This window comes from Pseudogemmobacter hezensis, assembly GCF_013155295.1.
In the GTDB taxonomy this organism is placed as follows: Bacteria; Pseudomonadota; Alphaproteobacteria; order Rhodobacterales; family Rhodobacteraceae; genus Pseudogemmobacter; species Pseudogemmobacter hezensis.
On the sequence record NZ_JABJXT010000004.1, the window covers coordinates 75,174 to 100,026 of the forward strand.

At 63.9% G+C, this 24,853-nt stretch carries 24 protein-coding genes; 9 read left to right on the forward strand and 15 right to left on the reverse strand.

All coding sequences use genetic code 11. The annotated features are described in order from the left end of the window. Positions 1-48: 48 nt before the first annotated feature. Positions 49-1,707, reverse strand: coding sequence for an aromatic amino acid lyase (locus tag HOY34_RS05985; RefSeq protein WP_172360845.1), 1,659 nt, complete (start codon positions 1,705-1,707; stop codon positions 49-51). 89 nt (positions 1,708-1,796) lie between these two features. On the opposite strand from HOY34_RS05985, the gene HOY34_RS05990 reads away from it, so the two are divergent. The 6 genes from HOY34_RS05990 to HOY34_RS06015 all read left to right on the forward strand — a co-directional run bounded on the left by HOY34_RS05990 (position 1,797) and on the right by HOY34_RS06015 (position 9,913). After that, complete coding sequence (locus tag HOY34_RS05990; RefSeq protein WP_172360846.1) at positions 1,797-2,981, forward strand: LysR family transcriptional regulator; 1,185 nt, start codon at positions 1,797-1,799, stop codon at positions 2,979-2,981. A 107-nt stretch (positions 2,982-3,088) separates the two neighbouring features. After that, entirely contained in the window at positions 3,089-4,108 is a 1,020-nt protein-coding gene (locus tag HOY34_RS05995) for an AraC family transcriptional regulator (protein ID WP_172360848.1), read from the forward strand. A gap of 196 nt (positions 4,109-4,304) precedes the next feature. After that, positions 4,305-5,279, forward strand: coding sequence for a zinc-dependent alcohol dehydrogenase family protein (locus HOY34_RS06000; protein WP_172360850.1), 975 nt, complete (start codon positions 4,305-4,307; stop codon positions 5,277-5,279). Positions 5,280-5,562: 283 nt separating this feature from the next. Beyond that, positions 5,563-6,057, forward strand: coding sequence for an Ohr family peroxiredoxin (locus HOY34_RS06005; protein WP_172360852.1), 495 nt, complete (start codon positions 5,563-5,565; stop codon positions 6,055-6,057). Positions 6,058-6,140: 83 nt separating this feature from the next. After that, positions 6,141-7,778, forward strand: coding sequence for an AMP-binding protein (locus HOY34_RS06010; RefSeq protein ID WP_172360854.1), 1,638 nt, complete (start codon positions 6,141-6,143; stop codon positions 7,776-7,778). 137 nt (positions 7,779-7,915) lie between these two features. Then, on the forward strand, positions 7,916-9,913 hold the full coding sequence (locus HOY34_RS06015; RefSeq protein ID WP_172360856.1) for a TonB-dependent receptor plug domain-containing protein: 1,998 nt from the start codon (positions 7,916-7,918) through the stop codon (positions 9,911-9,913). A gap of 52 nt (positions 9,914-9,965) precedes the next feature. Here HOY34_RS06015 and HOY34_RS06020 read toward each other — a convergent pair whose 3' ends face one another. From HOY34_RS06020 to HOY34_RS06040, 5 genes are all read right to left on the reverse strand, one after another. Then, positions 9,966-10,457 carry a MarR family winged helix-turn-helix transcriptional regulator gene (locus tag HOY34_RS06020; RefSeq protein WP_366926919.1) on the reverse strand — a complete coding sequence of 164 codons (492 nt, stop codon included), beginning with the start codon at positions 10,455-10,457 and terminating at the stop codon, positions 9,966-9,968. A gap of 68 nt (positions 10,458-10,525) precedes the next feature. Continuing rightward, complete coding sequence (locus HOY34_RS06025; protein WP_172360858.1) at positions 10,526-11,284, reverse strand: iron ABC transporter ATP-binding protein; 759 nt, start codon at positions 11,282-11,284, stop codon at positions 10,526-10,528. Next, positions 11,281-12,276 carry an iron chelate uptake ABC transporter family permease subunit gene (locus HOY34_RS06030; protein ID WP_172360860.1) on the reverse strand — a complete coding sequence of 332 codons (996 nt, stop codon included), beginning with the start codon at positions 12,274-12,276 and terminating at the stop codon, positions 11,281-11,283. Before HOY34_RS06030 ends, HOY34_RS06025 begins: the two co-directional genes overlap by 4 nt. Further along, positions 12,266-13,219 carry an ABC transporter permease gene (locus HOY34_RS06035; protein WP_172360862.1) on the reverse strand — a complete coding sequence of 318 codons (954 nt, stop codon included), beginning with the start codon at positions 13,217-13,219 and terminating at the stop codon, positions 12,266-12,268. The genes HOY34_RS06030 and HOY34_RS06035 overlap by 11 nt, the downstream gene beginning before the upstream one ends. A gap of 3 nt (positions 13,220-13,222) precedes the next feature. After that, positions 13,223-14,173 carry a siderophore ABC transporter substrate-binding protein gene (locus HOY34_RS06040; RefSeq protein ID WP_172360864.1) on the reverse strand — a complete coding sequence of 317 codons (951 nt, stop codon included), beginning with the start codon at positions 14,171-14,173 and terminating at the stop codon, positions 13,223-13,225. 191 nt (positions 14,174-14,364) lie between these two features. Between HOY34_RS06040 and HOY34_RS06045 the strand changes: the two genes are divergently transcribed. From HOY34_RS06045 to HOY34_RS06055, 3 genes are all read left to right on the forward strand, one after another. Beyond that, complete coding sequence (locus tag HOY34_RS06045; protein ID WP_172360866.1) at positions 14,365-15,132, forward strand: IclR family transcriptional regulator; 768 nt, start codon at positions 14,365-14,367, stop codon at positions 15,130-15,132. Positions 15,133-15,323: 191 nt separating this feature from the next. Further along, complete coding sequence (locus tag HOY34_RS06050) at positions 15,324-16,484, forward strand: CaiB/BaiF CoA transferase family protein (protein ID WP_172361164.1); 1,161 nt, start codon at positions 15,324-15,326, stop codon at positions 16,482-16,484. Next, complete coding sequence (locus HOY34_RS06055) at positions 16,481-17,629, forward strand: extracellular solute-binding protein (RefSeq protein WP_366926920.1); 1,149 nt, start codon at positions 16,481-16,483, stop codon at positions 17,627-17,629. The genes HOY34_RS06050 and HOY34_RS06055 overlap by 4 nt, the downstream gene beginning before the upstream one ends. Positions 17,630-17,694: 65 nt before the next feature. Here the strand turns inward: HOY34_RS06055 and HOY34_RS06060 are convergent, their stop codons facing one another. Genes HOY34_RS06060 through HOY34_RS06100 form a run of 9 tightly spaced genes read right to left on the reverse strand, consistent with a single transcriptional unit; the run spans position 17,695 to position 24,850 of the window. Then, a complete protein-coding gene (locus tag HOY34_RS06060; protein ID WP_172360868.1) occupies positions 17,695-18,534 on the reverse strand; it encodes a fumarylacetoacetate hydrolase family protein in 840 nt (279 codons plus the stop codon). 10 nt (positions 18,535-18,544) lie between these two features. After that, on the reverse strand, positions 18,545-19,282 hold the full coding sequence (locus tag HOY34_RS06065; RefSeq protein WP_172360870.1) for an SDR family oxidoreductase: 738 nt from the start codon (positions 19,280-19,282) through the stop codon (positions 18,545-18,547). 10 nt (positions 19,283-19,292) lie between these two features. Continuing rightward, complete coding sequence (locus HOY34_RS06070) at positions 19,293-20,507, reverse strand: UxaA family hydrolase (RefSeq protein ID WP_172360872.1); 1,215 nt, start codon at positions 20,505-20,507, stop codon at positions 19,293-19,295. Continuing rightward, positions 20,504-20,833 carry a UxaA family hydrolase gene (locus tag HOY34_RS06075; RefSeq protein WP_172360874.1) on the reverse strand — a complete coding sequence of 110 codons (330 nt, stop codon included), beginning with the start codon at positions 20,831-20,833 and terminating at the stop codon, positions 20,504-20,506. Before HOY34_RS06075 ends, HOY34_RS06070 begins: the two co-directional genes overlap by 4 nt. Beyond that, positions 20,830-21,276 (reverse strand): MaoC family dehydratase, encoded by a 447-nt coding sequence (locus HOY34_RS06080; RefSeq protein WP_172360876.1) that lies wholly within the window; start codon positions 21,274-21,276, stop codon positions 20,830-20,832. Before HOY34_RS06080 ends, HOY34_RS06075 begins: the two co-directional genes overlap by 4 nt. After that, the gene (locus HOY34_RS06085; RefSeq protein ID WP_172360878.1) at positions 21,269-22,324 is read right to left on the reverse strand and encodes a Gfo/Idh/MocA family protein; all 1,056 of its coding nucleotides are present in this window, start codon (positions 22,322-22,324) and stop codon (positions 21,269-21,271) included. The genes HOY34_RS06080 and HOY34_RS06085 overlap by 8 nt, the downstream gene beginning before the upstream one ends. Next, positions 22,317-22,646, reverse strand: coding sequence for an L-rhamnose mutarotase (locus HOY34_RS06090; RefSeq protein ID WP_172360880.1), 330 nt, complete (start codon positions 22,644-22,646; stop codon positions 22,317-22,319). The genes HOY34_RS06085 and HOY34_RS06090 overlap by 8 nt, the downstream gene beginning before the upstream one ends. Further along, positions 22,643-23,761, reverse strand: coding sequence for a mandelate racemase/muconate lactonizing enzyme family protein (locus HOY34_RS06095; RefSeq protein ID WP_172360882.1), 1,119 nt, complete (start codon positions 23,759-23,761; stop codon positions 22,643-22,645). Before HOY34_RS06095 ends, HOY34_RS06090 begins: the two co-directional genes overlap by 4 nt. Positions 23,762-23,764: 3 nt before the next feature. Then, positions 23,765-24,850: an ABC transporter ATP-binding protein gene (locus HOY34_RS06100; protein ID WP_172360884.1), complete on the reverse strand. Its 1,086-nt coding sequence runs from the start codon at positions 24,848-24,850 to the stop codon at positions 23,765-23,767. Between the last annotated feature and the right edge of the window lie 3 nt (positions 24,851-24,853).

Consider the following 24,853-nt stretch of genomic DNA (forward strand, 5'->3'; position numbering starts at 1 on the left):
CACTCATTTACATCTCCTGTCGGGAAGGGGTCAGGTGGTTTCTTTGTGTTATTGGATCGTCTCGCCCGGGGCGATTGTCTTTGCAGGGTCGAAAAGAGCAGAAAACTCTCCGCCATGGGTGGCCGACGGAAAGGCCATCTCCTGGTCGAAGGGCGCGAAGGGGGCCTGGGCGCGCATCATCGCGCGGCTGTCCGCAGCGGTAAGGCTGGCACGCAGGGCGGTCAGGGCGGCGGAAAGCGGCAGGTCGGCGGTGAAGGGCGGAATATGGCGGCGCACAATCGCGGTCTGAGCCTGGGCCAGAGCGCCCAGGTTCAGAGCCCCCGGATGCAGGCTCCCCGACTGGCCGCCCGATTTCTGACTGCGCAAGGCCAGGGCCTGGACGGCCAGCAGCGCCTCGATGGTCAAAAGCCAGTCCATCGCTTCCAGCTGGTCGTGCAGCCGCTCGGCGGCAAGCGGGATCAGCAGCGCCTCATCCTCAAGGCCCGCCGCCAGCGTCAGGTTCAGCGGCGCGACCGGCTGCGCGGCAAGGGTGATGCGCACCGTCTGTTCTTGCGCCAGTTTCATCAGCGGGCCATAGCCGGTGCCGACAACTCCGGCGGGCACCAGGTTCACAGGCAGCCCCGCCAGCCCGCCATTGACCAGCATCAGGCAGCGGTTGAAGATATTGCGCCCCAGCTGCGCGATGGCCAGTTGCAGCGCCGCGATCCGGGCTGACAGATCAGACAAAAGGCTGCCCCCCGAGGGCACGACCCGATCGCCGCAGATCACCGGATTGTCGTCGATCTGGGCGGTGTGGCGGATGACGGACTGCGCCGCCTCGCGCAGGGCGGTGACGCCCGCCGCCAGGATCTGCACCAGAAAACGCCCCGAAAGCGCATCATGAACAGAGGTCCGGGCGGGCCAGTCCGTCTGATCGGCCAGCGCGGTTTCCAGCCAGGCGGCCATCTCTGGCTCGCCCGGGATGTGGCTGGCGCGGGCCGCCTGCCAGACGGCGCGATCAAGGCCCCAGGCGGTGGCAGTCACCGCTGCCTGCGCCATGGTCTGGCGGATCGTATCAGCGGCGCGGATCACCGCCTCAGCCGCGCGTGCAAGGCCGAAGGCATTGGTGCTGACGGCGGCCAGCGCGTCACGGGGTTGCATCATGAAAGGGGCAAGCCCCGCGTTTTGCAGCGCCTTTGCGGCGGGCATCGGCTGCGCCTGCAGCAGGGCAGGGCCCTCGCCCGTCATGACGGCGGCCAGCTCGCCCATCTGGCCCAGATCGGCGCAACCGACAGAGCCGCGCCCATGCAGCAGCGGCAGGAGATCATGACCCAGCATCGCGGCCAGATGGTCGGCAAAGCCTTCGCTGACGCCGACCCGGCCGGAAAGCACGGTGTTCAGCCGCAGCGCCATGGTCAGCCGCGCAACGCCTGCGGGCATTTCCTGACCAACGGCGATCTGATGCGCAGGCGGCAGACCCGCATTCAGCGCCATGATCGCGGCATCGCTGTGGTGAAGGGTGTTTTTCATCGCGCCGACGCCGGTGGTCGCGCCATAGATCGGCTGCCCCGCCGCAATCGCCTGCAAAAGCACCTGGCGCCCGGCCGCCACGGCCTGCCGTGCCGCCGGGCTGATCTTTGGCTGCACCGGGCCCGCCAACAGGCTGCGCAGCGCTGCCATATCCAGCGGCGTGCCGTCGAACGCGATGATGCGGGGCGCTTTGGTCATTGGTGTCTCGCTTGATCCTGAAAGCAGGCTAGCGGAAAAGAACCAGCCGCAGTATATGCCTTTTTATGAACAGGTGATGCGGGAAAATCATGCGCAGCTCGACCCTGATCCTGGCGGGCCTGGTGATGCGGCATGGCGGTGTGCGGGCGGCGGCGCGGGCCATGGGGCAGCCGGTCTCCAGCGCCAGCACCGCCATCGCCCGGCTGGAGGATGCCCTTGGCGTGGTGCTGTTGCGCCGCACCGAAGAGGGGCTTGCCCTGACGCTGGAGGGCCGTCGCTGCCGCCCCGCCATTCAGCGGATCGCGGATCTGATGCAGCAGATCCATGCGGGCGCCTTTGGCAATATGGGCAATAGGGACAGCGTGCCAAAGGCCTCGGTCGGGATTGAGGCGCTGTTCCGGCTGGCCGAGGTGCTGCGCACCGGATCCATACGCCGGGCCGCGCTGGTGCTGGGGATCGGCCAGCCGCAGCTGACGCGCCAGGTCGCGCTGATCGAGCGCAGCCTTGGCGTAAGCGTTGCGCAGCGCAGCGCCTCGGGGCTGGTCCCGACGCCCGAAGGCCAGCGGCTTTTGTCGCAGATCGCCCGGCTGCAGGATGAATGGCGCAGCCTGACCGCCAGCCTGAAGCCCGAAACCGGGCGGCCTGCCAGTCTTGGCGCGATGATCCCGGCCTCGGCCGATGGTGATCTGTCGCGGATGCTGGCGCGGCTGGGCGCGGGGCTGCATCTGCGCCATGGCCTGCGGTTCTCGCTGGTCTCGACCCTGGCCGAGGATCTGCTGCTGGGTCTTGATTCGGGGCGTTTCGACTGCGTTTTCCTGGACGCCCGCCTGCGCGAGGCCGCTTATATCCAGGCCGAGGTGATGCGCGGCCCGGTGGCGCTTTATGGTCGCGCCCTGGCCGCTGCCCGCCCCACGCGTGAGGGGTTGCAAAAGCTGCTGCGCCACACGCCGCTGGTGCTGCAGTCGCGCCGCAGCGGGCTGCGCCAGCGGGCCGAGGCCTATTTTGAGGCCCGTATCGGCCAGGACTGGCGCAAAAGCGCCCGGCTGATCGAGGTGGAATCGCTGCCCGTCATCGTCTCGATGGTGCAAAATGAGGGGATGCTCAGTGTCTTGCCGGCCCATCTCAGCCCGCATCTGCACGATCTGCCGTCATTTGCGCTGCCGCCGGATCTGGATCAGCGGGTGCTTTTGACATGGCGCCGGGGGGCGCGTGCGACCAGGATCGCCGATCTGGTGCTGCGGGAACTGGGCTGCGCACCGCCTGGGCCCGCCTGACCCGCGGCTGAAAGGGGGCGGGCTGCGGAAATGGCTTGTGGATTGCCCGCCCGGGTTGCATCGTAACGCCCAGGGGGCATGATGCTGGCGTCAGGGGAGGGGCACCAATGCTGGAGACCGCGCTGCTGCACGATGGCCAGGGCCAGCCGCTTTTGCAGGGCAGGCTGAATGACAGCCGCGATTGGGCGGTGGTCAATGATTTCTGCGCCCGTGCCTATATGCCACTGACCAGCCGCCCTCTGACCCATGGGCTGGACCCGCGGGCGACGATGCGGATGCTGAAAATCGGCCAGATCACCTTCAGCCGCTTTTGCTTTGGCACCCCCACCCGCGCCGATGAATTCGACCCCGATTCCGGCAATATCATCGTGGTGAACACGCTGCGCGGCTCGGTCCGGCATCCGCTGGGCGGCAATGACGCCTTTGATACCCGCCCCGGTGACAGCTATGTGGTCGATTGCAGCCGCACCGATTACTGGAACATCGCCGATGGCCATGATCTGCAGCTGAACCTGACCATCCCGCATCGCCTGATGGAGGACACCGCCCTGCGCTGGTATGGCTTTGTGCCCGGCGATGAGCTGTGGCGCAAACGCATGGTCTTCGGCGTCGGGCAAAGCGCCTGGCTCTCGCTGCTGGACTATGCCACCCGCTCGCTGGATGCGCGGCGCGATGCGATCCCGAACCCGCTGATCGAGCGGCGCGTCGAAGAGACCATCTGCCTTGAGCTGCTGCGAAACTGGGCCGAATGCGCCGATCTGAACCTGGAGGCAGGCGCCCGCGCCGCCGCCCCTCATTACGTGCGCGAGGCCGAGCGGCTGATGACCGCCCAGGCCACAGAGGCGCCTGGCATCCTGCAGATCGCAGCGCAGCTGGGGATCAGCGCCCGCACCCTCTCAGAGGGGTTCCGCAGGTTTCGCGGCTTTTCCCCGCATGAGTTTCTCAGCCGGGCGCGGCTGCAGGCGCTGCAGCAGGCGCTGGTGGCGGCGCGGCCGGGGCAGACTGTTTCGCAGATCGCCACGGCGCATGGCTATGTGAACCTTGGTGCGCTGGCGGTGAAATATCGCCGCCAGTTCGGCGAAAGCCCGGGCGATACGCTGGCCCGGCGCAGGCGCGTTATATCATAACGCATCAGGGCGGTTTGCCAGCCCCAACACAGCCCCGCCTGCAATTTGCTGCCGTTTTCGAACGCGGATTGCCGATTGCGATACCTGCCCGGCATACCGCTGCATGCATTGCCCTCTTTCCCGCTGCTAAACCCATGGCACAGGGCCCGCAAAGCGCAGGCCCCGCGAAACGCAGCTGGCAAGGAGGAGGCCCGTCATGAAAGCGCTCGTATATCAGGGACCAGGCAAGAAAGACTGGATCGAGAAGGAAAAGCCCGGTCTGAACAAGCCGACCGATGTCATCGTCCGGGTGACCAAAACCACCATCTGCGGCACCGATCTGCATATCCTGAAGGGCGATGTGCCCGCCGTGACCGAGGGCCGGACCCTGGGCCATGAGGGCGTGGGCATCGTTGAAGAGGTTGGCTCGGCGGTGCGCAACTTCAAAAAGGGCGATCCGGTGCTGATCTCCTGCGTGACCTCTTGCGGGTCATGCGCGAATTGCAAACGCCAGCTTTACGCGCATTGCGCTGATGGCGGCTGGATCCTGGGCCATAAGATTGATGGCACCCAGGCCGAATATGTCCGCATCCCCTATGGCGACAACTCGCTTTACCACATCCCCGAGGGCGCCGACGAAGAGGCGCTGGTGATGCTGTCGGATATCCTGCCGACCGGGCTTGAGATCGGCGTCCAGGCGGGCGGCGTGAAGCCGGGTGATACGGTGGCGATCATCGGCGCGGGCCCGGTGGGGATGTCGGCGCTGCTGACGGCGCAATTCTACTCGCCCGGGCGGATCATCATGATCGACACCGACCCGGCCCGCCTGGCGCTGGCGCTGCAATTCGGCGCGACCGATACCGTCCAGGTCGGCGAGGCCGATGCGGTCGCCAGCGTGCTGGAGATGACCGGGGGCCTGGGCGTTGACGTGGCGATCGAGGCGGTGGGCGTGCCCGCAACCTTTGACGTCTGCCAGAAGATCGTGGCAGCGGGCGGCGCTATCGCCAATGTCGGCGTGCATGGCAAACCCGTAGAGCTGCATATCGAAGAACTGTGGATCAAGAACATCAATATCGCCATGGGTCTGGTCTGCACCAGCACCACGCCGATGCTGCTGAAAACGCTGCAGGCGGGGCGGATCAACGCAAAACAGCTGATTACCCACCGCTTTGATCTGCATCAGATTTTGTAGGCCTATGATGTCTTTGCGAATGCCGCGCGTGAAAAGGCGATGAAGGTCATTCTGACCGCCTGATCCCGGGCGCAGACAGCCCGATAGATCCCGGCCCCGGACAGCGTCACTGATGCCGTCCGGGGCCTTTTCATCTCTGCCGCCGCCGCCCATTCGGGGCGACCCGGGCGCAGGTTTTGGGGCGGCAAAAACGCCTGTATTTCAGGGTCCAGGAAAAAGCTTGACAGGTAATATTTCATATTCAAATGTTTTGAACATAAAGTAATGTAACGAGGACGCCCAGATGACCGAGTTGAAGCCGCCGCCCGTCTCTTTACTTGATCCCTATGAAGGAACCGAGGTTTTGCCGGTCTATACGACCAGCGTGACGGTTACCGGGGGCGCCGCCGGGCATGGCCGCGCCTCGGGTCATGCGCTGTCTGATGACGGCGCGACCGATCTGGCGCTGCGGCTGCCAAAGGCCATGGGCGGCCCCGGTGGCGGCCCCAACCCCGAGCAACTGCTGGCCGCCGGATATGCGGCCTGTTTCCACGGTGCGCTTGGGCTGATTGCGATGAAGCGCAAGATCAAACTCGACCCCGCCACCAGCATCCGCGCCGAGGTCAGCTTTGGCCGCGACCCCGAGGATGGGCTTTATGTGCTGACCGCCCATGTCACCGCGACGCTGCCCTCGCTGGACCGGGCGCTTGCGCAAGAGTTGGTCACCGAGACGGAAAAGATCTGCCCCTATGCGAAAATGGCCCGTCAGGGCATCCGGCATGAAACGGTGCTTGGCTAAGGGCCAGGCCTGACAGCGGCGCGGTTTCACGCAGCCCCGTGCCAGCCCGCCGTCGCTGTAAAGGCCGAAAAGGAGGTTCCGCCATGCCTGGTCCGTCAGGTCATATCGACACATTCACCCGCGACCGCCTGCCGCCTGGCGACAGCTGGCCAGAGATGCACCTTGCGGGGTTTGACTATCCCGACTGGCTGAATGTGGGGGTAGAGCTGACCGACCGCATGGTCGAACGCGGCTTTGGCGATCATGTCGCGCTGATCGGAAATGGCCGCAGCCGCACGTATAAGGAACTCAGCGACTGGACCAACCGCATCGCCCATGTGCTGGCGCAAGACTATGGCGTCAGGCCGGGCAACCGGGTGCTGATCCGCTCGGCCAACAATCCGGCGATGGTGGCCTGCTGGCTGGCGGCAACCAAGGCTGGCGCGGTGGTCGTCAATACCATGCCGATGCTCCGGGCGGGCGAGCTGGCGAAGATCGTCGACAAGGCGCAGATCAGCCACGCGCTTTGCGACACTCGCCTGATGGATGAGCTGGTCGCCTGCAGCCGCGAAAGCGCCTTCCTGGAGACGGTGATCGGCTTTGACGGCACCGCCAATCATGATGCCGAACTGGACCGCGCGGCGCTGAAAAAGCCGGTGCGCTTTGAGGCGGTAAAGACCGGGCGCGATGATGTGGCGCTGTTGGGTTTCACCTCTGGCACCACCGGAGAGGCCAAGGCGACGATGCATTTCCACCGCGATCTGCTGATCATCGCCGATGGCTATGCGCAAGAGGTGCTGGGCGTCACGCCCGAGGATATCTTCATCGGCAGCCCGCCGCTGGCTTTCACCTTTGGCCTCGGTGGGCTGGCGATCTTCCCGCTGCGCTTTGGCGCGACGGCGGCTTTGCTGGAACAGGCCAGCCCCGCGAATATGATCGCAATGATCGAAGAGCACCGCGCCACCGTCTGTTTCACCGCCCCCACCGCCTACCGCGTGATGCTGAAGGCGATGGATGAGGGGGCGGATCTCTCCTCCCTTCGCGCCGCCGTTTCGGCGGGCGAGACCCTGCCTGCCCCGGTCTATGAAGAATGGCAGGCGAAAACCGGCAAGCCGATGCTGGACGGGATCGGCGCGACCGAGATGCTGCATATTTTCATCTCGAACCGTTTTGACGATCACCGCCCCGGCTGTACCGGAAAACCCGTCACCGGCTATCAGGCGAAGATCGTCGATGAGGCGATGCAGGAAAAGCCGCGCGGCGAGACGGGGCGGCTGGCGGTGCGCGGCCCGACGGGCTGCCGCTATATGGATGACCCGCGCCAGAGCGTCTATGTCCGCGACGGCTGGAACCTGACGGGCGATGCCTTCTGGCAGGATGACGAGGGCTATTTCCACTTTTCCGCCCGCACCGATGATATGATCCTCTCGGCGGGCTATAATATCGCGGGCCCCGAGGTCGAGGCGGCGCTGCTGTCCCATCCGGCGGTGCAGGAATGCGCGGTGATCGGCGCGGCTGATCCTGAGCGCGGCCAGATCGTTCAGGCCCATGTGGTGCTTGTGCCAGGCCAGACGGGCGACGCGCTGATGGTGAAACTGCTGCAAGACCATGTGAAAGCGGTGATTGCGCCCTTCAAATATCCGCGCAGCGTGATCTTTACCGCCGCCCTGCCCAAAACCCAGACCGGCAAGATCCAGCGCTTTCAGCTGCGCAGCCCCCCTGCCGCCCCCGATCCGGGCTGACCCGCCCGCCGCGTGCGTGGGGCGGTGCCGGGGGCGTGCTGACATCCTCAAACATGCGATTGCATGTTCATCGATTCCCTGTTAGGCAGATCGCAGCCAGGAGTCTCTCTCAGCCGCATTGCCGACAGGAGATATTCATGGCCCCTTCCCGTAATTTCCGCCCCATCCTTGCAGCCCTTCTGGCTGGCAGCGCGATGGGACTTGCCGCCCCCGTCCTTGCGCAAGAGACCGCCGCCCAGGATGAGGATACCGCGCTTGGCACCATCTATCTGGACCCCGCGCATAGCCGAGCCCAGGACCCCGATGGCAATGCCGCCGACCGCGCCAGCAGCCAATATGTCGCCGAGGCTGAACTGGACCGCGCCCGGATGGGCGATCTGAAAGATCTTTTCGCAGGCATCGCCTCGGTCTCGGTCGGGGGTGCCATTCCGGTGGCGCAAAAGATCTATGTGAACGGTGTCGATATGCTGAACCTGGCGGTGCAGGTCGATGGCGTGGCGCAAAACAACCGCATCTTCCACCATGTCTCTGCCAATGCCTTTGACCCGGGGCTGATGAAATTCGTGCGCGTTGATGCAGGCGCCGCACCCGCCGATGCCGGGCCGCATGCTCTGGCGGGCGCGGTGGTGATGGAGACGGTCGATGCCGCCGATATCATCGGCGAGGGCCGCAATTTCGGCGGCAATTCGCGCCTGTCATATACCGGAAACGGCCAGACGGCGGCGGGATCTGCCACGCTGGCGGGCCGTCACAACGGTTTTGAATGGCTGCTTTACGGCAAACGGGCCAGTGGCCAGGATTACAAAACCGGCGCGGGCGACCGGATTGTGGGCAGCGCCGCCGATCTGACCTCGGCGCTGCTGAAGCTGGCCTATGAAACCCCCGACGGCCATCGGTTTGAGCTGTCTGGCCAGCGGATGGATGACGACGCGCTGCGCCCCTACCGCGCCAATTTCGCCAGCGACTCGGATGTGACCACCGCCCAGCCGCTGCGCCGCTATGACACGCAGCGCCAGACCGTCTCGTTGTCCTATGAGAATACCCAGGCCGAGGGCATCTGGGATCCGCGCGTCGTGCTGGGCTGGTCAGAGATGGATATCGCCGTCGATCAGCCCGATATCGGCCGCATCCAGGGGCTTGTGACCAGCCGGGGCCTGAACAAGACCTTTTCGGCCAAAATCGAGAACCGCTTTCACCTCTCGGACGTGAACACCATCACCGCGGGCGTCGATTTCTATGACAAGGAAAGCACCTACCGCGATGCGAGATGGGGGCCATATACCGAATCCGCCCGCAACCTGGGCCTTTACGTCCAGGCCCGGCTGGAACCGACCGAGCGGCTTTCGACCTCTTTCGGCCTGCGGTGGGACGATCAGCGCTTTACCGGGATCTCGGGCTGGAAGGGCAGCTTCTCTGGCCTCAGCGGCAATGCCTCGGTGTCTTATGCGATCACCGATGCGTTCAGCCTGCGCGGCGGGGCCTCTTCGGTGTTCGGCGGGCTGATCCTTGAGGACAATTTCGTCTATGACGACGCCTGGAATTACGGCAACCTGCGGGCCTCGCGGGCGACCAATTACACGCTGGGCTTTGATTATGAGGCCGGGGATCTCAGCCTGAACGGCGAGCTGTTCGTCACCAAAATCAACGATGCCCGCGACCGCCAGATCGTCAATGACATGGAAAGCCGTGGCTTCAATATCGGGCTGGGTTACGGCTGGGATGGCGGCTATCTGCGCGCCAGCTATTCGCACAGTAAGATTACCGTGAACGGCGCGGGCACCGACAGCTGGAGCGCGGTCGATCTGGGCATTCCGTTGGGCGGCGTGCTGGCGCTTGAGGCGCAGCATACCCCCGAGGGCAGCGATTTCACCTTTGGCGGCTCGATCGAGGCGGCCAAAAGCTATCGCCACACCGATGCCTGGGCCGATCAGCGGATCCCCGGCTATGCGGTGCTGAACCTCTTCACCGAATATCAGGCGCCGCAGATCGAGGGGCTGGTGATCCGGGCCGAGGTCAACAATCTCTTCGACAAGACCTATGCCGACCGCGCCACCTATGGCCAGGATTTCCGCTCGATCACGCCGCTTTATGAGCCGGGGCGCTCGGTGCAGATCGTGGCTTCGATGAAGTTCTGAGAGGCTCTGAGACCTGGGACAATGCAAAGGGGGCGGGTTTTCCGCCCCCTTTTCAGTCATACAGCCGGTTCAGCATCCGCAACACGGTATAGGCCTCGCCCGGCTGCAGGCGCGGGCCCAGGGCGCTTTGGATCTTTTCGACATAGACCGCCCAGATGCCATCCGCGATCCCCGTGCCCGCCGGGGCCAGCCGCACGATCTGGGCGCGTCCTGCATCGCCTGAGGCCTCGCGCTCGATCAGCCCGGCTTTCACCATCCGCGAGACATGGCGCGACAGCGCATATTGCGGCACGAAAAGCCGCTTTTGCAGCGCCAGCATCCGCACCCCCTCGGGGCCTGCCTGCTCGGCGGCCTCAAGGATCTCATACCAGATCGGATCCTGGATCCCGAGGGCGCGCAGGCTTTTCTCGATCTCTGGCATCAGGGTGCGCTGGATGCGCTGCAGCGCGAAATAAACGCGGTTATAGGCGATCGAGCTGTCGTCATCGCCGAAAAAAGCGGCCCCCTCTTCGGCGGTCAGAACCAGGTCCGTCGGATCTGTCACGGGCACTCCTGCTGGTGGCTGCGCGGCTGGCGGATCATAGGCCGGATCGCCCCCCAAAGCGAGAGCAACTAGCCGTAGTAAAAGGCAAATCGGTGGCCGTCGATCTCTTGCACTGTGATTTCCATATCGTAAACATCGCGCAGGATAGCGGGGGTGATGATCTGGGCGGGCGTTCCGGAATGGATCACCCGGCCCGCCTTCATGGCGATGATGCGGTCGGAATGGACCGAGGCGAAATTGATGTCATGCAGCACCATGACCACGGTTTTTTGCAAGGCCTGCACCGCCTGCCGCAGGGTCAGCATCATGGCGCGGGCGTTCTTCATGTCCAGATTGTTCAGCGGCTCATCCAGCAGGATATAGTCGGTCTCCTGGGCCAGCGTCATGGCGACAAAGGCCCGCTGGCGCTGGCCGCCCGAAAGCTGATCCAGAAAGCGGTCGGAAAGCGCGGTCAGGTCCAGCCAGGTCATCGCATGATTGACCGCCTCGCGGCAGGCCGGGGTCAGGCGGCCCTTGCTGTGGGGATAGCGACCAAAGCTGACCAGCTCTTTCACGGTCAGCCGGGCGTTCAGGTGATTGTCCTGGCGCAGCACCGCCAGTTTGCGGGCAAGCTCTGGCCCGGCTGCGCGGAAAATATCCTGACTGTCGATGGAAACCGCGCCGGAATCGGCGGTCAGAAGCCGTGAAATCACCGAAAGCAGGGTGGATTTCCCGGCCCCATTGGCACCGATGATGCTGGTGATCCCGCCGCGCGGCAGGGTGAGGCTGACCTCATCCAGCACAAGGCTGCTGCCATAGCTTTTGCGCAAAGCCCTGGTCTCGATCATCTGCGGCCGCCTTTCAGCAAAAGGATCAGGAACACCACACCGCCAAAGAACTCGATCACGATGCCAAGCGCGGTGTTGAAGGCGAAAAGGCGCTCCAGCAGGGTCTGGCCGCCGATCAGCAGCAGCATCGCGGTCAGGCTGGCGGCGGGCAGCAGCACGGCATGGCGCGTGGTGCCAACCGCAAGACGCGCAAGGCTGGCCGCCAGCAGGCCAAAGAAGGTGACCGGCCCGACCAGCGCCGTCGAGACCGCAACCAGCACCGAGACCAGCGCCAGCACCAGCAGCACATCGCGCCGCCAGCGGATGCCCAGATTGACCGCGACCGGACGGCCCAGCCCGATCACATCCAGCCGCGCCAGGTTGCGGGCCAGCCAGAGCGTGACCGCCAGCACCAGCGCCCAGCCAATGCCCATCAGCACCGGGTCGATTTTGGTGAAGCTGGCGAAAAGCATGTCGGACAGCACCATGAATTCATTCGGATCCAGCATGCGCTGCACGAATTCTGCCAGTGTCCTCAGGAAGATACCAAAGACCACGCCCGTCAGCAGCAGGCGGTGCAGGCTTTGCTCTTCGCCCAGAAACAGCCAGCGGTATAGCGCCATCGAGAAGAGGGTCATCACGATCAGCCGGGCTGCGAACAAAAGCCGCGGATCCAGGCCGGACAGCTGGACCGAGCCCATGAAGGCGATCAGCAGCGTTGAGGACAGCACGAAAAGCGCGTCAAACCCCATGATCGAGGGGGTCAGGATCCGGTTCGCAGTCACCGTCTGGAACAGCACGGTTGATACGGCGACGGCATGGGCGATCAGGATCAGCCCCAGCAGTTTCATGCCGCGAAACTGCAGCACAAAGGCCCAGCTGCCCCTGGCCCCCAGTGTCATGAAAAGCGCTGCCGCCAGAAAGACGCCACCGCCCAGCAGGATCAGCGCCAGTTGTGCCCGTGTTTCAGACTGGGCCGGTGTTACAGGCAATATCCGGGCCTCAGGCTGCATTGCGGCGGCCTTTCAGGATCAGGATCAGGAAGGTCAGACTGCCGATCACCCCCAGAATGGTGCCGACCGGGATCTCATAGGGGGCGCGCAGGATGCGGCCCAGGATGTCGCAGGCCAGCACCAGACCCGCGCCCGAAACCGCCACCCAGGGCACCGCGCGGCGCATATTGTCGCCAAGCGCCAGGCTGACCAGGTTCGGCACGATCAGCCCCAGAAACGGGATGATCCCCACCGTCACCACCACCACCGCCGTCACGCCGGAGACGATGCTCAGCCCAAGCGCCAGCACCCGCCCATGCGCCAGCCCCAGCGAGGTGGCCATATCGCGCCCCAGCCCCGCCAGGGTGAAGCGATCCGCCGCGATCCAGGCGACCGCCGCCATGGCCGCGCCCAGCCACAACAGCTCATAGCGGCCGCGCAGCACGCCAGAAAGGTCACCCTGCGTCCAGGCCAGCACCGTCTGCATCAGATCGGCGCGATAGGCGAAGAAGGTGGTGGCGGCATGCAGCACCCCGGTCAGGATGATGCCGATCAGCGGCACTATCATCTGATCGCGCAGCGGCACCCGGCGCAGGACCAGCAAAAACAGCCCCGTGCCACCAAGCGCGAATACCGCCCCCACCGCCATTTTCACGATCACCGGCGCGCCAGGCGCCAGCAGCGTCATGACCAGCAGGCCAAGGCCCGCCGCCTCAACCGTGCCGGTGGTTGAGGGCTCGACAAAGCGGTTGCGGATCACGATCTGCATCAACAGCCCCGCAATCGCCATCGAGGCCCCGGCCAGCAGCAGCGCCAGCGTGCGGGGCACCCGGCTTTCCCACAGGATCAGCCAGTCGCGCCCATCTCCCGCCAAAAGCCGCGACAGGCTGAGGCCGGAAACCCCCACCGTCAGGCTGATCGCGGCCAGGGCCGCAACCAGCAAAAAGGCCAGCCCCAGCCGCAAGGTCTATTCGGCCGCAGCCGGGGTGGCGGTTGCGTCAGCAGAGAGGGCCGCGCTGATCTGATCCAGCAGCGTCGTCACCGCCGTATAGCCGCTGAAGGTGATATAGGCGGCCTGCGGGTTCAGATAGACCAGATGGCCGTTTTTGACCGCGCTGGTCTCGGCCATCAGCGCATTGTCCAGCACCGCAGCCGCGCCGCCGTCCTCGCCCACCGCCGCGCTGCGGTCGACGACGAAGATCCAGTCGGGATCGCGTTCCAGGATATATTCAAATGAGATCACATCGCCGCCGTGAAAACGATCATCGAAGTTCTCTTCGACCGTGGCAAAGCCCAGCTCGTTATGGATCCAGCCCAGCCGCGAAGAGGCACCATAGGCGCCCAGCTTGTCGCCATTGACCACCAGGATCAGCGCCGTGCCCGCCGTCTGGGCCAGCGGTTTCAGCCGCGCGAGCTTTTCGTCAAGGCTGGCCACCAGCGCCGCCGCCTCTTCATTTTTGCCGAAAATCTGCCCGACCTTTACGATGTTCTCGCGCACTGAGGTCAGATGCGTTCTGTCAGGGCTGAGATCGACCGTCGGCAATAGCTGCGACATCTGCGGATAGCTTGGCGCGGTGCGCGAGCCGATGATCATCAAATCCGCGCCCGAGGCGGCGATGGCCTCATAATCGGGCTCGAAGATGGTGCCGACTTTGGGATAGCTGTCGGCGGCGAATTGCTGCAGATAGGGCGGCAGATTGGTGCCCAGAACGCCTGCGGGCTCTGCCCCCAGTGCCGCAGCGATATCCAGCGCACTTGGGTCCAGGATCAGCACTTTGGCGACCGGGGCCTCGATGACCAGCTCGCCCTGGGCGTGGGTCAGGGTGACCGGATCGGCCAGGGCCGCGCTGAGGGGGGCAAGGCAAAAGGGCAGGGCAAGCGCGGTGCAGGCCAGCAAAGAGGGCAATGTAAGGCGCATTCCGGGTCCTTTCGGCAGGAGAAAGAGCATTGGCTCCGTTTATCCTGAGTAAAACAATAAGACAATCCGCCCGAATGTCGCGCATTGTCGCCCTTGTTGTGTTTCACATATAAAAATAACCTGCGTCAGCAAATCTCATTGACCGGGGCGCTTTTGCGTGTAGCATGCAGTGGGATTTTACAGGTGAAATAATGAGCGACGCTGAGGAAGAAGGCCGTTACCGCGCCCCTGCGCTGGACAAGGGCCTTGATATGCTTGAGTTGTTGGCCGCCCGCGAAGAGGGGATGACGCTCAAGGAAATCGCGACGGCGCTGGATCGCTCTCCGACAGAGCTGTTTCGCATGCTCGACCGGCTGGCGCGGCGCGGCTATGTCACCCGCGAAGGCGACAGCTATCAGCTGACGATGAAGCTGTTCCTGCTGGCCCATATGCGCCCGCCGATCCGCCGCCTGGTCAATCAGGCGATGCCGGTGATGCGCCGCTTTACCAATACAGCCGAACAGGCCTGCCATCTGGTGAAATATGATCGCGGCGATCTGGTGGTGATCGCCCAGGTCGAGGCGCCGGGATATTGGGGCGTGACGATCCGGGTGGGGGCGCAGATCGGGCTGGTCAATTCCGGCTCGGGTCATGTGTTCCTGGCCTTTGCCTCGGATGAGGAGCGGGCGCTGATGTTCGAGGAACACGACCCGATGCCCCATGAGACCCCCGGCCCCGGGCTTGAGGCGCGGCTGCAGGCGGTGCGGGCCCAGGGTTATGAGGCGATGGAAAGCCATCAGACGCCTGCGGTCTGGAACCTTTCGGTGCCGATCCTGGGGGCGAATGGCGCGGTGCTGGCGGTGGTGACCTGCCCCTTCGTGCGCCGCCTGGAAAACCCCAATGCCCCCGACCGCGACCGCGTGCTGGAACATCTGCTTGAGATCAGCCGCGAGCTTTCGGCCCAGCCCGCCAACCCCTGATCGTAGCGCTCAGGGCGCTGAGGGGCGCAGAACATCCTGTTCGCCGATGCAACACCCGGGCCCTGCCTGGGTGTTTTCTTTTGGGCGACAGCAGAATCCGGCTTGCAGGCTTGTTCCATAAATGAAAACATTCTTTACTGACGAAACAGGCCGGAAGGCGGCGTTTTGCCCGATCCGGGGGGAGAAGAATGATGACTGACGCGACCGATCTGCCGCTGGACGGGCTTTTGGTGCTGGATATGAGCCAGTTCCTCTCTGGGCCCTATTGCTCATTGCGGCTGGCGGATCTGGGGGCGCGGGTGATCAAGATCGAGCGCCCCGATGGCGGCGATCTCTCGCGCCGGCTCTATCTGTCTGACACGGAGATCGGCGGCGACAGCACGATTTTCCACGCGATCAACCGCGGCAAGGAAAGCCTTGCGATCAATATGAAAGACCCCGGCGATCTGGCGGCGCTGAAAAAGCTGATTGCCCGCGCCGATGTGCTGATCCAGAATTTCCGCCCCGGCGTGATTGAACGGCTTGGCCTGGATTACAATGCCGTGCGGGCGATCAATCCGGGCCTCGTCTATGCCTCGATCTCTGGCTACGGCGATGAGGGGCCCTGGGTGATGCGCCCCGGCCAGGACCTGCTGGCGCAGGCCCGTTCGGGGCTGATGTGGCTGAACGGCGATGAGGGGCAGGGGCCGGTGCCCTTTGGTCTGGCGGTGGCCGATATGCTGGCGGGGGCGGCCTGCTGCCAGGGCATCCTGGCCGGGCTGGTGCGCAAGGGCCTGAAAGGCCAGGGCATGCATGTGCAGACCTCGCTGATGGAGGCGCTGATCGACTTCCAGTTCGAGGTGCTGACCACCCATCTGAACGATGGCCGCCGGGTGCCCAAACGCTCGGAATTCCGCTCGGCCCATGCCTATCTGTCGGCACCTTACGGGGTGTATCAGGCCAAAGATGGCTGGCTGGCGATTGCGATGACGCCTATTGCCCGGCTGGCCGATCTGATGGGGATCGAGACGCTCGCCCCCTACTGCGATGATCCGAAAGCGGCCTTCGCGCAGCGTGACACCATCAAGCGGCTGATCGCTGATAAGGTGGCGACGGGCACCGTCGATCACTGGCTTTCCTTGCTGGAGCCCGCCGATATCTGGTGCGCCAAAGTGCTGGACTGGCCAGAGCTGCTGGCGTCCGAGGGGATGCGCGTCCTTGACATGCTGCACACCGTCACCCGCGAGGATGGTGTCTCAATTGAGACCACCCGCCTGCCGATGCGCCTGAACGGCCATCGCCCCGCCCGCCCCGGTGCCGCACCGCTGATCGGTGCACATAGCACTGCCATCCGCAAGGAGTTCGACCTGTGACCCAACTTAAAGGCATGACCTGGAGCCACCCGCGCGGCTATGATCCGATGGTGGCCTGTTCGGACATCTGGGCGCAGCAGACCGGGGTGCAGATCGACTGGGAAAAGCGCTCGCTGCAGGATTTTGAGACCTATCCGGTCGAGGATCTGGCCCGCGAATTTGACCTGATCGTCATCGACCACCCCCATGTCGGCCAGATCACCGATGAGGGCTGTCTGGCCCCGCTGGACCTGCCAGGGCGTGAGGCGGCGCTTGCCGCGCTGGCGGCGGGCAGCGTCGGCAAAAGCTTTCCCAGCTACAACTGGCAGGGCCGCCAATGGGCCTTTCCGATTGATGCGGCGACGCAGGTGCTGGCCTGGCGGCCCGATCTGATCGACGCCCCGCCCACGACCTGGGATCAGGTGGTGGCGCTGGCCAGGCAGGGCAAATGCCTTTTGCCGCTGCGCCCGCCGCATTCGCTGATGTCGATGTTCACGCTGGCCGGAAATCTGGGGGCGGGCAATCTGGGGCGGGCCTGCGCGGTCAGCGGCGATCAGATCATCGACGATCAGACCGGGGCCGAGGTCTGGGCGCTGTTGCGCGAGATGGCCGATCTGGTTGACCCGGCCTGCGCGGGCCAGGACCCGATTGCGGTCTTTGAGGAGATGGCAAAGCCGGGCTCAAAAATCGCCTGTGCGCCGCTGATCTATGGCTATGTGAATTACGCGATTGCGGGTTTCCGCGACCATCTGATCCGTTTCGCCGATATTGCGACCATTGGCGCAGGCGGCCCGGTCGGCTCGGCGCTTGGTGGCACCGGGATCGCGGTCTCGGCCTTTTCCAAAGACCGCGATGCGGCGGTCGATTTCGCCTATTGGATCGCCAGCGGGGCGGTGCAAAAAGGCCCATTCGCGGCTGCCGGGGGCCAGCCCGGCCATGCGGATGCCTGGGAGGATGCGGGCGTCAATGCGGCGACTGCGGGCTTTTATCAGGACACGCGGGCCACGCTGGAGGGGGCCTGGCTGCGCCCGCGCCACAATGGCTATATGGGCTTCCAAAGCGCGGCATCCGAGCTGATCACAGCAAGCCTCGTGGAAAAACGCGCCGCCGCCCCGGTGATTGATGAGATCAACCGCCTGTTCCGCGAAAGCTTCGCCAAAACCTGAGGCGGGAAAGAAAAAAGGCGGCAGGATCAACCCTGCCGCCTTTTTCATTGCATGAAAACCCGCCTTCAGGCGTCGTTTTCGCAGATTTGACGCTGGGTGCCGAGGCCCTCGATCCCCAGCTCGACCACATCGCCCGCCTTCAGATAGCGCGGCGGCTTCTGGCCCAGACCCACGCCCGGAGGCGTTCCGGTCGAGATCACATCGCCCGGATGCAGCGTGAAGAACTGCGACAGGTAAGAGATCAGGAACGGCACCTGATAGACCATCGTATTGGTCGAGCCGTTCTGGAACGTCTCGCCGTTCACCTTCAGCCACATGTTCAGATCATTGGGGTTCGCCACCTCGTCGCGGGTCACCAGCCAGGGGCCGATTGGCCCGAAATTGTCAGAGCTTTTGCCCTTCGACCACTGGCCCGAACGCTCGATCTGATAGGCGCGTTCTGAGACATCGTTGCAGACGCAATAGCCTGCGACGTGATCCATCGCATCGGCCTCAGAGACGTATTTCGCGGGCTTGCCGATCACCACGGCCAGCTCGACCTCCCAATCGGTTTTCTCGGAGCCGCGCGGGATCAGGATCGGGTCATTCGGCCCGCAGATCGCGCTGGTATATTTGGCGAAGATCACCGGCTCTGGCGGCACCGCCATGCCGCTTTCGGCGGCGTGGTCGGAATAGTTCAGACCGATACAGATGAATTTCCCGGTCTGGCCGACGCAGGCGCCAAAGCGCGGGTTGCCCTCGACCAGCGGCAGCGAAGCCGGGTCGATTTTCGCCAGCACCGAGAGATCTTCAAGCACCGGGCCCGCGATATCAGCGACATGCGCCGAGAGGTCGCGGATGCGGCCATCAGCGTCGATCAGGCCGGGCTTTTCCTGGCCACGTTCGCCATAACGAACAAGTTTCATCGTTTTCTCCTCAGATCGTCCAGCCGCCATCCAGCGCGAACAGCTGGCCGGTGGTATAGGCGGATTCGGGCGCGGCCAGATAGGCGACCATTGCGGCGATTTCCTCGGGCTTGCCGATGCGGCCCATCGGCTGGCGGGCGATAAAGGCCTCCATCGCGGCCTCATAATTCCCGGTGTCTTTCAGGCGCTGGTGCAGCGAGGGGCTGTCGACGGTGCCCGGGCAGACCGCGTTGCAGCGGATGCCTTGCTTCACATAGTCCTGGGCCACCGATTTGGTGATGCCGCCCACCGCCGCCTTGGACGCCGAATAGATAAAGCGGTTCGGGGGGGCAGTCAGCGGGCCCGCGACCGAGGCCATATTGATGATCGAGCCACCGCCCTGCGCCACCATCCCCGGCAGCACGGCGCGGATCATGCGATACATCGCCTTGCAGTTCAGATCGAAAGCAAAGTCCCACTCGGATTCGGTCGAGGCCATGATATCGCCTGCATGAACCACGCCCGCGCAGTTGAACAGCACGTCGATGCGCCCGGCCTCGGCCACGGCGGCGGTGATCGCCGCGCCGTCCAGCACGTTCAGCACGCGGGTGGTGACGCCTTTGACGCCTGCCAGATCCGCCAGCGCCGCCTCATTGACGTCGGTTGCGATGACCTCGGCGCCCTCTTCGGCAAGGCGCAGCACGCTGGCGCGGCCAATCCCCTGGCCTGCCGCGGTGATCAGGGCCCGTTGTCCCAACAGTCTTTGCATCTCTCTCTCCTCAGGCCGCGCCCGGCAGACAGGCCGGGCCGATTGGCTCAAATGATTTATAGGTCAGGATGAATTCCCGATGACCCAGTTCCTCGGATTTGGTCTGCTGGCCTGCGGCCACGGCGACAACCAGATCGCGGATTTCCTGCCCGACCTCTGCGATCGAGCGGACCCCTTCGATGATGTCACCCGCGTTCACATCCATATCCTCGGACAGGTTGCGATAGGTGTCGGGGTTGGCGCAGATCTTGATGACCGGCGAAATCGCCGAGCCCACAACCGAGCCGCGCCCGGTCACGAACAGCGTCATATGTGCGCCGGATGCGATCATCTCGACGATCTCGGCATTGTCCGAGATATTCGGGAAACCAAAGCGCACATCGCCATCAGGCACGACATCCATCAGATAAAGCCCAGCCCCGGGCGGTATATCACCGGGTTTGATCAGGCCCGAGATCGGGCTGTCACCCGACTTCACATAGGCCCCCAGCGATTTTTCCTCAATCGTCGAAAGACCGCCTGCGGCATTTCCGGCTGCAAATGACCCATAGCCCAGGGTTGCATAGTAGCGTTCGGCCTTTTGCACGCTTTCGCGCAAAAGATTGCCCAGCTCGGGCGTCACCGCGCGTTCGGCCATGATCTCTTCGCAGCCGATCAGCTCTCCGGTTTCCTCAAAGATGCAGGCTGCGCCCTCGGCCACCAGCAGGTCAAAGGCCTTACCCGCCGCCGGATTGCCGGAAATGCCGCTGGTCCCATCCGATCCGCCGCAGACGGTGCCGATGATCAGCTCATCAACGCCCATCTTCACCCGTGGCACCGCGGCGATCTGGGCCAGCGTCTGGCGCACCCAGTCGGCCCCCGCCCGGATGGTCGAGCGCGTGCCGCCAGTGCGCTGGATCACCAGCGTCCTGACCGGACGGCCAGAGGCATTGACCGCATTCGCGGCGCGAACCTTGTCGAAGCTTTCGCAGCCAAGGCTGACAAACATCACCGCGCCCACATTCGGATGGGTGCAAAGCTTTTCCATCATCTGCGCGGCATATTCATTCGGATAGCAGCCGGGAAAGCCGATCAGCTGCACCTCGCCCTCATGGGGGGTATTGCGGAACTGCTGCACGATCTCGGATGCAACGAAATGCGCGCATTCGACCAGATAAGCCACGACCAGCGTGTTGCGGATGCCCTTGCGGCCATCATTGCGCAAAAAGCCCTGAATATCGCTCATAGGGACACTCCTGCGCTGCGACCATCGGCGTCCTGCAGCATATGCGTGGGCGTATAGGCCGAGCGGATATTGTGCACATGAACATGCGCGCCGGCGTCGATTGCCTCGGTCGCAATGCCGATCGGCATGCCGTATTTCAGGATCACATCGCCCGGGGCAATGTCATGGCGGGCGATCTTATGGGCCATCGGAATGTCGCGGCCAAGCTGCACCGGGCCGCTTTCCAGCGCAACCTCCAGGCCTTCGGGGGAATTGGCGCGGGCCACCAGCACATTGTCTTTGTCGGACAAAAGCAGGAAGGGGCCGAAGGATGATTTCCCGCTCATTTCCGGCACTCGACCATATAGATGTGGTCGGCGACCAGCGCGGTTTCGCCGGTGTGTTTGGTGACGGTAAGGCGCTCGGTCACGCGGCCATAGCCGGGGCGTTTTTCCATCAGCTCTTTGGCGATGATCTCAACCCGCGAGCGGATCGTGTCGCCGATGAACACCGGTTTCACAAAGCGCATCCGGTCGTAACCATATGAAAAGGCGACCGGATTGATGATGGTGGCGGTCAGGCCGACGCCGATGGTGAAAACCATGGTGCCATGGGCGATGCGCTGGCCAAAGGGCAGCGTCTTGCAAAATTCGGCATCCAGGTGATGGGGGAAGAAATCGCCCGAGTGACCTGCATGGACGACGAAATCCGTCTCGGTGATGGTGCGCCCGACGGTGTCGCGGCCCTCGCCGATCTCATAATCCTCAAAGTATTTTACCTGTTCAAGCATTGGGTGCGGTCCTTATCGGATGCGCCGGAAGGGCGCTGGATTCATAAGCGGCCTCGACCAGGGCCATGGTGTGCCAGGCGTCCTCGGCGCTGCCCTGAAGGGTTGCGTCCTCGCCCGTGGCAAAGCGCATCACTTGCGTGATGCGGCCGACGAAGGCCTCGATGAACCAATTGCCGATCAGCGGCACCTGCCGCCATTCGCCGTCTGCGTTTAGCCAAAGCTCATCGGGCTCGCCGCGCGGGTAATCAAGGTTAACGCCCAGTTTCAGGTAAGCCGCGCCTTTGGTGCCGCAGATGCGGAACTCACAGGCCTGGAATTTGCGGCCAAAGGCGTGATTGTGGTTGATCGACAGGCTGGCCCGCGCCTTTTGCCCGTAATCAAGGATCATCGAGGTGCGGGTGTTCGACACTGACGATCCCGGATGCCCCATGGTTTTTGCATGAACGCCCTGGGGGTTGCCCAGAATATCGCGCACAAAATCAAGGTAGTGGATCGAGTGCAGCAGGATCTCGACCCGGGGCAGATCCTTCAGGAAGGCCCAGAGATGCCAGGGCGTATCCAGCGCCAGCCAGGCGTCGAAATCGACCAGATCGCCCAGCAGCCCCTGGTCAATCGCATCCTTCAGGGCCAGCGACATCGGCGCGAAACGCAGCTGGAAATTCACCGCCGCACGGATGTTTCGCGCGCGCAGAATGGCGATGATCTCATCGGCGGCGGCCAGATCCGCGCCCAGCGGTTTCTGGATCAGCGCCACCGCGCCTTCGGGCAAAGCCTTCAGCACCGAAGGGATCGCGGCGGGCGGCAACGCCAGATCATAGATCGCGCCGGTGCCCAGGGCGACCGCCTCTTGCGCATTGGCATAGGCCACAGCCCCGGGCGGCAGGATCGCGCGGGCCTTTTCCAGATCCGGGTCGCAGATGCCCGCCACCTGGAACCCCGCCTTCGCATAGGCGGGCAGATGCGCGTCCGAGACGATCGAGCCCGCGCCGAAAATCACAATCGGCAGCGCGGTTTTCGGCGGCGTGATGACCTGCCTCAGCTTAGTCATGATGGAAGATTTCCGTCATATCGGCCCACCATTCGCCCTCGGCCCGGGTGTCCAGCGGGCGCTGCAGGGGCTGGTTCACCGCCCACCATTTCTGCGTCTCGGGGTCTGCGGCCATCTTCGCCATATCGGCCGCGTAATCGTCGCCGATATATTCGAAGTAAGAGAACAAGAGGTTCTCTGGCTCTTTCAGAAAGATCGAGTAGTTGCGGATATTGCACTCTGTGATCTTTGCCAGAACCGCAGGCCAGACGGCGGCATGCAGCTCTTTATATTCCGCCTTGCCCTCTTCCGAGAGGCCCAGAACCGATCCATAGCGTTTCATGCCATTTTCTCCGTAATGCTGATGTAAGAGCCCGCCGTGGTCCTGGCCGCCAGCGCCTGATGATCCCAGTCAATCCCGAGGCCGGGGGTGGTGGGCGCCAGCGCCATGCCGCCATCGCGGGCCATGGGGGCTGCGATATCGTCAAGCTGCGGGATGTATTCCAGCCAGGGCGCATTGGGAACGGCGCAGACCAGCGACACATGCAGCTCCATCAGGAAATGCGGGCAGATCGTCAGGTTATGCGCCTCGGCCATATGGGCCACTTTCAGCCAGGGCGTGATGCCGCCGATCCGCGCCACATCGGCCTGAACGATGCCACAGGCGCCCGCATGGATGTAATCGGCGAACTGGCCGGGAGAATACATGCTTTCCCCCACCGCAATCGGCACGCGGGATTGCCGGGTCAGGCGGGCATGGCCGGCGATGTCATCGGCGGGCAGGGGTTCCTCGAACCAGGCGATATTCAGACGCTCCAGCAGGTTCAGACGGCGCGAGGCCTCTGGCTGCGTCATCGACTGATTGGCGTCGGTCATGATCTCATAGTCATCGCCTAAGGCGGCGCGAACCGCCTCAAGCCGGGCTGCATCACCGGCGACGGTGGGCTTGCCGATCTTGATTTTTGAGCCGCGGAACCCCGCCTCGCGCATCGAAAGCGCGTCGTCGACCAGGGCCGCAGGCTCCAGATGCAGCCAGCCTCCCTCGGTCGAATACATCGGCACGGCGGTTTTCGCGCCACCCGCCAGCATATGCAGCGGCAGGCCGGTTTTCACCCCGCGCAGATCCCAGAGCGCGGTGTCAATCGCGGCCTGGGCCAGCGCCATGATCGGGCCGACGGCGGTGGCGTGGCTGGCGAAAAGCAGATCCCGCCAGATCGCCTCTATCATGCCCGCCTCGCGCCCGATCAGGCGCGGCAGGAAGCTGCGGCGCAAAAGCTCCAGCACGGAATGGCCGCCATCGCCGATGGTATAGCTATAGCCAAGGCCCGTCGCGCCGTCGCTGTCGGTCAGGCGGACGAAGATCGTCTCCTGGCTTTTGAACGACTGGATCGCATCGGTGCGTTTCACCTTTGGGATCAGATCGACGATGAAGGCCTCGGCCCGCTGGATCAGCGCCATGGGTTACGCTTTCAGGCTGAGGCCGGTGTCAGCGTCGAAGAGGTGGCATTTGTCCAGCGCGATGGCAAAGCGCAGCACCTCGCCGGTTTGCACCGGGCGCGGGTTCAGCATCTTGGCCTGGACCTCGGTGCCGGAAAGCTGGGCATAGACCACGGTCTCGGTGCCAAGGGGTTCCGACAGCGTCACCTTCATATCGACATGGGCCATATGGGCGGTGGGCGGCAGCGCGTGGCCCTCGGGCATGATATTGTCGGCGCGGATGCCCAGCTGGATCCTGCGCCCCTCGGCCAGCTTATAGCCCGGCGGCAGCGGGATCGCGGTGCCATCCGCCAGCACGATCTGGCCGTCTTTCGCCACGCCCGGCAAAAGGTTCATGGGTGGCGAGCCGATGAAGGTTGCCACGAAGGTATTCACCGGGTTTTCAAACACCTCAAGTGGTGTTCCGACCTGGACGATATGGCCGTCGCGCATAATGACGATGCGATCTGCCAGCGTCATCGCCTCGATCTGGTCATGGGTGACATAGATCACGGTCGAGCCGACCTTCTGGTGCAGCTTCTTGATCTCAACCCGCATCTGGGTGCGCAGTTTCGCATCCAGGTTCGAAAGCGGCTCATCGAAGAGGAAGACATCCGGGTGGCGCACAATGGCGCGGCCCATGGCCACACGCTGGCGCTGGCCGCCCGAAAGCGCACCTGGCTTGCGATCCAGAAGCGGCGTCAGCGCCAGGATTTCAGCGGCCTCATTCACCGCCGCGTCGATCTCTCCTTGCGATTTTTTGGCGATCTTCAGCGAGAAGCCCAGATTTTCGCGCACCGTCATATGCGGGTAAAGCGCGTAGTTCTGGAACACCATCGCAAGGTTACGCTCGCGCGGGGGCAGGTCGTTGACGACGCGGTCGCCGATCACGATCTCACCGCCTGAGATGTCCTCCAGCCCCGCGACCATGCGCAGCGTGGTGGACTTGCCGCAGCCCGAAGGGCCGACCAGGACGACGAACTCGCCCTCGGCAATATCAAGGTTGATCCCATGGACGACACTGAGTGCGCCATAGCTTTTGACAAGGTTTTTCAGATGGACCTGGGCCATGGC